Raw genomic sequence first — 8,967 nt, 5'->3', positions numbered from 1 at the left:
ATTAATGGATTAATGGATTAATGGATTAATGGATTAATGGATTAATGGATTAATGGATTAATGGATTAATGGATTAACCGTATTTTTAAGGAATGATTATGCAAGCTAAGTTATCAAAAGTGGCAATATTACCTCAGTGTTTACCTTCTAAAAAATGGCTGATACCGCTAAATTTATTTAGCTTGGCGGCTTTAGGCTTGACTACTGCTCAGGCAGCGAACAGTAGTATTGAGCAAGTGACTGTTTATCAAGGGCTAGCGAGCGTGACACGTGCGTTACCAATCAATGGTAGCGGTGAGCAGACGCTGGTTTTTTCTTGTCTTTCCCCTTATATCGATAAAGAAAGTCTCAGCGTACAGGCGGTGGGCAATATCAATGTTGGTGAAATCAGTATTGAAGAGTTGACAGGAGAGCAAGCAGCGCAGTGTCAATATCAAGGGGATGCGAAGGTGCAGACGCAGCAAAACACCCTAGCCAGTATCAATGCTGAATTAGAAGCGGCGCGCTTAGCAAAAGCCTATTTGCAGAATTTGACCACAGTCACGCAGGTCAATACGGACGGAAATATCGCCAACAATGTGCGTGATATAGAGACGCAAGCGACCAGTCTTAACCAAAGGATTTTGGAGATCGGGCAGCGTCAAGCACGCGCACAAGACGCATTGAATCAGCTCATGGCAGGTAGCGTAACATCAACTTCTAATAATGTGACACAGGTGAGTGTACGCACAGCCAGCCGTTCGCCAAGTACCCTTAAATTACATTATCAGGTGCAAGGCGCAGGTTGGGAGCCTACCTATCAAGCACGCCTAAACACCAATAGTGAGCAGCTAAATATCACTGCATCGGCGATCATCGCCCAACAAACGGGCGAGAACTGGACCAACGTCCCTGTGACCCTCAGTACCGCTAACCCTAACCAAAGTGCGACAGGGCGACTGCCTCATGTGCCGCGCCTGTCACTCTATGAAGAAAACCAAAATGTTCAGTATGTACCACCGATGTCGGATAACACGCCTGTTGTATTAGTGTCTGCAAGAGAGGGCTATAGTGATGGTGCTGCTGGATCACCGCTACCGAACTTTACGGTCAGTAGCCAAAACAAAAACGGCATCATTGAGTATCGATTACCGCAGCTAGTGACGATTCCCAGTGGTGGTAGACGAGTACGTACGGTTATTGGCGAGCAGTCTGGCAGCAGCAAGCTCTGGGTTCGAAGTACGCCGAGTGTTGAGACAGCTGCTTATTGGTATGCGTCTGCACCGTTTTTAACGTCAGATTGGGTAGATGGTTCATTACAGCTGTACCGTGATGATAACTACGTTGGACAGTCACGCTACAATTATCAGATGTTAAAAGAGCAGGGGATTGGCTTCGGTCGTGATCCAAGCATGATGGTCAAAGAGCTAATTAATGAAGACAAGCAAGGTGAGAAAGGCGTGCTGAGCCGTACACAAACCCTCACAACGACCAACGCCTATCAATTTACCAATCAGCATAACCGTCCTGTGCGCTTGCAAGTATTGGGTAGTGAACCCATCAGCCGCGATGACAGTCTGAAAGTTGCAGTCACCCACACGCCGCCTGTCACGGAGCGCAATTGGAATGATAATCAAGGCATGGTAGCGTGGGAATTTGACTTACCAAGTAAACAGTCACAGGTGATACGCTCAACGTCTCAAATCAGTTACCCTACCAATAAAGTATTGAGTGGTGATCGATAAATGATACTTGCTCAGAAAATCAGTTTTAAGTGATGATTTTTATTTTTACCAAAAATCTCGCGCCCAACAAACGATTATAAAAGGAATGCTATGTGTATCGTTGCCATTGCTTGGCAGTTATTTGATGAGCTGCCTTTGGTATTACTCTCTAATCGTGATGAGTTTTTAAATCGTCCAACAGAAGAGTTGCATCAGTGGCCTGATTGCCCCATCTATGCCGGACGTGACAGTCAAAGCGGTGGCACTTGGTTGGGTATTTACCAAGAGCAGCGTTTGAATATTAATGAGCAAAACGGACGTTGGGCTGCGGTATTGAATTTTCGCGATGGTGTGCAGGCAGGTTCGGATGAACGTTCGCGCGGTGAGCTGGTAACGCATTTTTTGACCAGTACTCTGAGTCCGATGGATTTTGCGCGGAACATTGATTTGCAAGCCTATGCAGGTTTCAACCTTATCGTTGGCGATGCGACACAAGCGGTTATCGTGAATAATCGTGGTCATGCGCCCACGCCATTATATGCAGGGCTGCATGTGATCTCTAATGGCCAGCCTGAGGACAGTTGGTTTAAAACCGAACGGTTGCGTGGCAGGTTACGGCAAGAAGTGCTGCCACTGATTGCTGAGAATAACTCGCCTGAATACTGGCAACAAGCTGCTTTTAACGTATTATCCGATCACACAAAAGCGCCAGCAGACAAACTACCTGACACGGGTATGGCGTTTGAGATTGAGCAAACACTGTCTTCTGTTTATATCGAACCTGTTGCTTTTGGTCATAGCGACAACAGTGTTCCCACTTATGGGACACGTACTCAAAGTATTTTAACATTGAGCAAAAATAGTAATAAAAGCGCTCATGTGACTGCTGAAATTATGAGCCGAGAGTTCGATGACTGTTCAAACTATATTTGAGTCGCTATACAACGAACACAACGTTGCTAGGATAAATGTCGTATCTCTTCACTGTATAAGCACAACAAGCGAGAAAAAACATCCATAAAAATACCCACGTTAATTGCTAAAATCTCTAACAATTAACGTGGGTATTATTTGTGACATTATCAATCAAGACGCTTATTACATCAGCAAATGATTGTCTTGTTCAGGAATAATTAGCTCTTGCTTTAGGGGGAGTTCGCGTACCAATTCTTGTAAGGCACGACGATAAACGCCTCGTTTAAAGTGAATCACTTGTCCGAGTGGATACCAGTAGCTGACCCATTGCCAATGGTCAAATTCAGGTTTCCCTTCATCGAAGCGAATATGTTGAGTATTCGGCTCATCTAAGCGTAGCAAAAACCATTTTTGTTTTTGCCCAATACACAAAGGGTGCTGTCCATGCCGCACATAGCGTTTTGGCAGACGATAGCGCAACCAATCTTGCGTCACTGCCAATAGGTCTACGTGACGCGGATGTAGGCCGACCTCTTCCCAGAGCTCGCGATACATCGCATCCATCGGCGTCTCCCCGCGGTCGATACCACCTTGCGGAAACTGCCAAGCGTTGTGACCAATACGTTTTGCCCACAGTACTTGCCCTTGTGTATTTGCCAAGATGATGCCGACATTGGCGCGAAAGCCGTCTGCATCTATCATGACTAAACCTTTTCAATTTGTTTAAAATATTGCTTATTTAAACAGGACATCGTGACAGCAATCATAATTATTATAAGGTGATTATTATCGATATCAGGTAAAAATAAGATTAATTACCCTTATTAAACCAAGAAACAAGCAAAATGTGTAACAGTATTTTGCTATAAAATGTTTCACGAGTTTTACGGTTTAAAATCAGTAAGTTATAATTAGACTTTTGTAAGTTTTTTTTAAAATATTACGATAGAGAGAGATTGGCGTTAGCACGTAATTTGGATAACTACTTATCAAACCATCTATGAAATATTATTTATGAAAAGCAAATTATTGAGAAATAAGGATATTAATGTTCATTGCTATCATGATGACGACAATATCAGACACGGACGTTATAAAATCTCGCTTTTGCTTATGCTACACTAGGCGAACTGCATATATTTCAGACAATAAAAATAGGCAACGTGCCCATTGATATAAGGATAAGCTAAGATGTCAGAATCAAAAGCAAGCGTTACATGGCAAGAAAATAAAGCATTCATGGGCGTATCACCGTCAGGACATAACGTACAAATCGATGCCGATAAAGGAGAGGGTGCCAGCCCAATGGAACTGATTTTGTTAGGGCTTGGTGGCTGTGCCAGTTATGATGTGGTGTCGATTCTACAAAAATCTCGTCAAGAAGTGACAGATGTACGTTGTGAGCTAACCGCACAGCGTGCTGAAACCGTACCAGCGGTATACACTGATATCCATATGCACTTCATTGTGACGGGTCAAGATATTAAAGATAAGCAAGTTGAAAAGGCCATTCATTTATCAGCAGAAAAATACTGCTCGGCCAGTCGGATGCTGGTACAAGGTGGTGTAAATATCACTCATGATTTTGAAGTTATTGCAGGGTAGGGGCACAGATACTAATGAATGCAATCTTTGGATTGGTCTCTGATACAGCTGCGTCAGCAATTTGGGCAATGGTAGTGGCAAGCTTACTGCCATGGGCGGTATCAATCGTTGCAAAAGTATCTGGCGGCTTTAAAATCAGAAATAATGCGCATCCTCGCGACTTTTTTCAACATACGACAGGGATGGCAGCACGTGCTAATGCTGCTCAACAAAACAGTTACGAGACGTTGCCAATATTTTTGGCAGCCGTCTTGGTGGCGATGTTGTTCTTTGTTCCGCAACTGATTATCAACACGTTGGCTTGGCTGTATGTATTGATTCGGATCGGCTATTGCGTGGCTTACATCACCAACTTGGCGACGTTTCGCTCTATTCTTTGGGTGTTATCGATGGCTTGTAGTTTGATGCTATTTTATTTAGCGATTCGCGTGAGCGTTTAACGTCAAATACATTATAAATGTCATCTTATTAAAAGATAAGCAGTTGATTATTATCGGACACTGGCTTGCAGTGCACTAATAATGACTGCTTTATTTTTCTCTCGTTTGATACCTTCCCACAGTGTCTGAGCCTCACTATAGCCTTTGGTTAGCATGCCTAGCCATTGCTTATAGCGACCGATTAATACCACATCGCTTTTAGCTGCGCCTTCTAAAAATCTAATCTGATGAGCAATCAAATCTGTCCATAATAAGGTAGTTAGGTTTTCTAGGTTTTTATTATTGTCATTATCGACTCTTGCCACCAGATCGGGACGCGTGACTGCGCCGCGACCTAACATCAAATGCTGCGTACCTGCCTGTGCCATACAATTTTGTGCTTGCTCTGTGTTCCAAATCTCACCATTGGCAATCACTGGAATATCGAGCGAATTAAAATTCTGAATCTTATCCCAGTAGGCTGGCGGCTTATAGCCTTGGGTTTTGGTGCGTGCATGAATGGTCAGCCAATCAGCACCACTATCAGCAATCGCGCCACGAATATCATCCATCTTGCTGGTGTCGGTATAACCCAAGCGAATTTTTGCTGAAACTGGAATATGGTCGGGAACGGCTCGACGTACGGCACTGATAATGTCATACATGACCTCAGGCTCATCCAGTAAGACTGAGCCGCCACGATGGCTATTCACCGTCTTAGCAGGACAACCAAAATTGATATCAATGGCGGGCGCGCCAAGCTCACACGCATAAGCGGCGTTTTCTGCCATCAGCTGTGCGTCACTACCCAAAAGCTGCACATGAATCGGTGTACCAGAAGTAGTCTTGGCATCATGATGCAGCTCGGGGACGTACCTGTAGAATACATGCGCGGGCAAGACATGCTGAGTCACACGAATAAACTCGCTGACCGACCAATCATAAGGACGACCCAAGTCTGTGGCAATTTGCGTTAAGATTTGGCGCATCAATGGATCGGTTAAACCTTCCATAGGAGCGAGGAGGCGGACAGGGTTAGCAAATAATTGGTGTATGGTGTTTTGGCGTACTTGAAGTGGCTGATTATTATTCATGGCGCAGTAATCTTCATAAGAAATTGAAGTGGTAAAAGGGTGTTAGAGGGTAACAACGCGCATGTGCTCATGCTAACAAAATGAGAAAATTAAGAATTTCCAAAAATGACCTTTTTCCCCGTCTGCAAGCCTGATATTAAATCTTTTATATGGTGAATGTCTAAGTTGCTTTGCGCGCGTGTACAGGCAACGTAGAGCAAGCGCAACTCTTCTGGGCTTATCTTGACTGCGTTGGTAGTGATATCATAATAGAAGTCATCATCGAGCTGTACCTTCCCCCATTCGAGCCCTTTTGCCTTATGTGCCGTGGAGATAACATAATCGGCATTTTCGATACTGGTTAGGCTATTGACCGCTTGGCTTAATACATTGGTCCCATGATCGTCAACCAGTTTAACCAAGGTCTTTAGATCACTGCCCTCATTGGTTTCAGCGTACTCTTGTACATCGCCCCAATTATAAAAATACGCTAGCTCAGGCACGCCGTAAGCTGATTTGCCATTCTTTAAGTTTTCTGCTGCCTGACAGAATTTGAGCATACGATCGGTATCGGCTTGTAGTGCCACGCGGTGCCCAAGCTTCAGTCCTGTCAACAGCTGCGTCATGGCAGCGGCATTGGTACGGCACAAAATGGCGTCTTTTTTACTGTGTACCATGCCTTTGTCAGTAGAGGATTGTTTATTAGGATTGCCTTTTAAGGGTACATCCTCTTGTAATGCTTTCAATAGCGTATTGGCCACTTCCGCAATGGGTTCACCAAAACGAAAAGACTGCGTCAATAAGGTTTGCGGCAATGGCAATTTTTTCATCGCATTGACCGCGCCGCGCCATTCATAAATCTGCTGATGCGCGTCACCCACATAAATGACCTGCCTTGGCTGCTGCGTCAAAATTCCCATCATCAATGGATCGGCATCTTGCGCTTCGTCAAATAAAATGAAATCTGCAGGAATACTGGGTTTAGACAGTGCCCAAAGCTTCAGATAAATATCATGACCAATACCAGCAGGATGACGGGCATCAATCGACTGTAGCCAGCGCTTCTCAACGGCAGGGTAGAGCATTTCACGTAGCTGCTCTGCGTCCGACGCATCAAGCCAGCTTGGAAACAATATGTGTCTTGGCGCAGGATAGCTGGCATGAGTACTACAAAAGTTGCTGACTGCATCACTGACAAAACGTGATAATCGAGCTGGCGTGAGCGTAATATATTTATTCACCCCCTCCATTTGCCGACGTACTTGTACCGGTTGCAATCCTAAATCATCACCAAGACGTTTAGGTGAAAAACGTGGCAAGGACAGCTTTGCGGTAATATCACGATCAACATGACGATAAGCAAGCGAATGAAAGGTGCGACACTCTACATGCGGCGGAAATTTCTGCCGCGCATCATTGGCAATGGCTTTGTTAAAAGCCAGATACAAACCCCGTCCGCGTAGGCGTTCACCGATGAGTTTGAGCGTTGTCGTTTTGCCAGCACCTGCATAAGCGACCACTTTAAATGACTGATGATCCATCGCCATATTCAGCGCGTTCAGCTGCTCATCAGTGGGATCGCTCATATAAGTTGGCATAGATGCGGACATAATAAAGCTACCTAAAGTACGAAAATTGAGTAAAAACAACTGAGGTAAAAAAAGCCACTGAATAAACAATGGCTGGCTGGCGGATGATAGCGATGCTCAAGCGTCACAATAAGCGTTTTATTCTTTCTCTTCAACCAGGGGAGAATTGGGCTCTTCTTTAATTAAGATTTTTGCCAAAAATAAACCGAGCTCAAACAACAACCACATCGGAATCGCCAACATGAGCATTGATACGCCATCGGGAGGCGTGACGACTGCGGCCACGGCAAAACAGCCAACAATAATATAACGACGTTTTTCCTCTAGGCTCTGAATGGAGACAATGCCAGTCAATATCAATAGCAAGGTGATCACTGGAATCTCAAACGTTAACCCAAATACCATAAACAATTTTAAAGCAAAGCTTAGATAACTGTCGATATCTGTCATCGGTAGTACGTTTTGCGGGGCAAACATGATAAAGAACTTTAACACGCCTTTAAGCACAATAAAATAAGAAAACGCTACCCCCGCATAAAACAAAAATATAGACGACAATAGCACTGGAATCGCAATTTTTTTCTCTTTTTTATATAAGCCGGGCGCGACAAATGACCATATTTGAAAAAGGATATAAGGCATTGCCAAAAATGCAGCGACAAACACGGTAAGACGTATCGGTGCCATAAAGTTTGAGGTGATATCCGTTGCAATCATCGTCGAATTGGCGGGCAACTGCGCAACTAAGGGGTCTGATAAGAAATTATATAGCTCGCGTGAAAATCCCGCCAAACCTAAAAATATCACCAGTACGGCCACACATATCTTAATCAGGTGCCGACGCAGTTCAATCAGATGCTCAGTAATAGGCATGTCAACCAATGTGCTTAACACATCGGTAGAGTCATCGTTAGGAGTGGTCGCTGTCGCGGCTTTGAGATCTGAATCAGTACTATCTGAATCGGTGATTTTTTCTTGGCGGCTTTTTTTGCGTTTGAATAACATCATGAATCAGTCACCTGTTCATTTACAGCAAACTCTTTACCTAAATGACTGTTTAATAGAGCATCAGCCTTATAATTAGGTAAATACGGCGGTGCGGGCAGACGACGGGCTTTATCATAAGCGCCAAGACGGAACCACATATTTTCCCACGGTCGGGTGGTGAGGGGTTGAACGGTTTGACGAGTATCATTACGAGAAGCGTTTTTTACATCCTCGTCATCACCTTGTTCAGTACCTTGTATTGATAACGGCTCATGATTTTGTGATTGTTTATCCTGAGCAGTATCTTCATCTTTATCTTTAGCAATGTCACTCTCGCTATGTTTATCATCATTGAGAGTGGTATGGGTGGCCTTTAAGTGCTGATTTTGCGAATGCTTAAACTCTTTCATATTGCCGCGTATCTCTGCCATCTCACGCCTCATATCCGCCTCAGTCTGACGAATTTTGGCAAGCTCTTTTTGCATCAGTTGCCGTGTCTCAGCCAAGTCAAGCTCAGCCTCTATTTCAGACTGCAAAGTAGAGACGGTGCGGCGTATTTTGGCATACCATTGCCCAGCCGTACGCGCTGCTTGGGGCAGTTTTTCTGGGCCCAAGACAATTAAGGCAATGACGCCAAAGAGAAGTAATTCAGAGAACCCAATATCAAACATAATGG

9 protein-coding genes are annotated in these 8,967 nt (G+C 44.3%); 4 read left to right on the top strand and 5 right to left on the bottom strand.

Translation table 11 applies throughout. The annotated features are described in order from the left end of the window. Positions 1-98 precede the first annotated feature (98 nt). Together JMY02_RS12055 and JMY02_RS12050 are read left to right on the top strand one after the other, a co-directional pair. Positions 99-1,724: a DUF4139 domain-containing protein gene (locus JMY02_RS12055; RefSeq protein WP_227678506.1), complete on the top strand. Its 1,626-nt coding sequence runs from the start codon at positions 99-101 to the stop codon at positions 1,722-1,724. A gap of 90 nt (positions 1,725-1,814) precedes the next feature. Further along, positions 1,815-2,636, top strand: a complete 822-nt coding sequence (locus JMY02_RS12050) for an NRDE family protein (RefSeq protein ID WP_201598633.1) — start codon at positions 1,815-1,817, stop codon at positions 2,634-2,636. A gap of 165 nt (positions 2,637-2,801) precedes the next feature. On the opposite strand, the gene JMY02_RS12045 is transcribed toward JMY02_RS12050, so the two are convergent. Beyond that, a complete protein-coding gene (locus JMY02_RS12045; RefSeq protein ID WP_201598631.1) occupies positions 2,802-3,320 on the bottom strand; it encodes an RNA pyrophosphohydrolase in 519 nt (172 codons plus the stop codon). A gap of 489 nt (positions 3,321-3,809) precedes the next feature. Here JMY02_RS12045 and JMY02_RS12040 point away from each other — a divergent pair, with 489 nt between their 5' ends. Both JMY02_RS12040 and JMY02_RS12035 read left to right on the top strand, forming a co-directional pair. Beyond that, complete coding sequence (locus JMY02_RS12040) at positions 3,810-4,223, top strand: OsmC family protein (RefSeq protein WP_201598629.1); 414 nt, start codon at positions 3,810-3,812, stop codon at positions 4,221-4,223. A 14-nt stretch (positions 4,224-4,237) separates the two neighbouring features. Beyond that, positions 4,238-4,663, top strand: a complete 426-nt coding sequence (locus JMY02_RS12035) for an MAPEG family protein (protein WP_201598627.1) — start codon at positions 4,238-4,240, stop codon at positions 4,661-4,663. A 50-nt stretch (positions 4,664-4,713) separates the two neighbouring features. On the opposite strand, the gene JMY02_RS12030 is transcribed toward JMY02_RS12035, so the two are convergent. The 4 genes from JMY02_RS12030 to tatB all read right to left on the bottom strand — a co-directional run bounded on the left by JMY02_RS12030 (position 4,714) and on the right by tatB (position 8,962). After that, entirely contained in the window at positions 4,714-5,736 is a 1,023-nt protein-coding gene (locus JMY02_RS12030) for a tRNA dihydrouridine synthase (protein ID WP_201598625.1), read from the bottom strand. An 89-nt stretch (positions 5,737-5,825) separates the two neighbouring features. Beyond that, positions 5,826-7,325: a UvrD-helicase domain-containing protein gene (locus tag JMY02_RS12025; RefSeq protein WP_201598623.1), complete on the bottom strand. Its 1,500-nt coding sequence runs from the start codon at positions 7,323-7,325 to the stop codon at positions 5,826-5,828. A 117-nt stretch (positions 7,326-7,442) separates the two neighbouring features. After that, positions 7,443-8,312 carry a twin-arginine translocase subunit TatC gene (tatC, locus tag JMY02_RS12020; RefSeq protein WP_201598621.1) on the bottom strand — a complete coding sequence of 290 codons (870 nt, stop codon included), beginning with the start codon at positions 8,310-8,312 and terminating at the stop codon, positions 7,443-7,445. Next, positions 8,309-8,962 carry a Sec-independent protein translocase protein TatB gene (tatB, locus tag JMY02_RS12015; RefSeq protein ID WP_201598616.1) on the bottom strand — a complete coding sequence of 218 codons (654 nt, stop codon included), beginning with the start codon at positions 8,960-8,962 and terminating at the stop codon, positions 8,309-8,311. Before tatB ends, tatC begins: the two co-directional genes overlap by 4 nt. Positions 8,963-8,967: the final 5 nt, after the last annotated feature.

It is taken from the genome of Psychrobacter vallis (assembly GCF_904846715.1).
GTDB lineage: Bacteria > Pseudomonadota > Gammaproteobacteria > Pseudomonadales > Moraxellaceae > Psychrobacter > Psychrobacter vallis.
Note: the sequence above shows the minus strand (reverse complement) of the source record. Positions and strands in the feature narration are given on the sequence as shown.

Excerpts from the sequence above, each read along its gene's own strand:
- JMY02_RS12030 (WP_201598625.1), bottom strand. The coding sequence starts at position 5,736 with ATGAATAATAATCAGCCACTTCAAGTACGCCAAAACACCATACACCAA.
- JMY02_RS12025 (WP_201598623.1), bottom strand. The coding sequence starts at position 7,325 with ATGTCCGCATCTATGCCAACTTATATGAGCGATCCCACTGATGAGCAG.
- JMY02_RS12040 (WP_201598629.1), top strand. The coding sequence starts at position 3,810 with ATGTCAGAATCAAAAGCAAGCGTTACATGGCAAGAAAATAAAGCATTC.
- tatB (WP_201598616.1), bottom strand. The coding sequence starts at position 8,962 with ATGTTTGATATTGGGTTCTCTGAATTACTTCTCTTTGGCGTCATTGCC.
- tatC (WP_201598621.1), bottom strand. The coding sequence starts at position 8,312 with ATGATGTTATTCAAACGCAAAAAAAGCCGCCAAGAAAAAATCACCGAT.
- JMY02_RS12050 (WP_201598633.1), top strand. The coding sequence starts at position 1,815 with ATGTGTATCGTTGCCATTGCTTGGCAGTTATTTGATGAGCTGCCTTTG.
- JMY02_RS12035 (WP_201598627.1), top strand. The coding sequence starts at position 4,238 with ATGAATGCAATCTTTGGATTGGTCTCTGATACAGCTGCGTCAGCAATT.
- JMY02_RS12045 (WP_201598631.1), bottom strand. The coding sequence starts at position 3,320 with ATGATAGATGCAGACGGCTTTCGCGCCAATGTCGGCATCATCTTGGCA.
- JMY02_RS12055 (WP_227678506.1), top strand. The coding sequence starts at position 99 with ATGCAAGCTAAGTTATCAAAAGTGGCAATATTACCTCAGTGTTTACCT.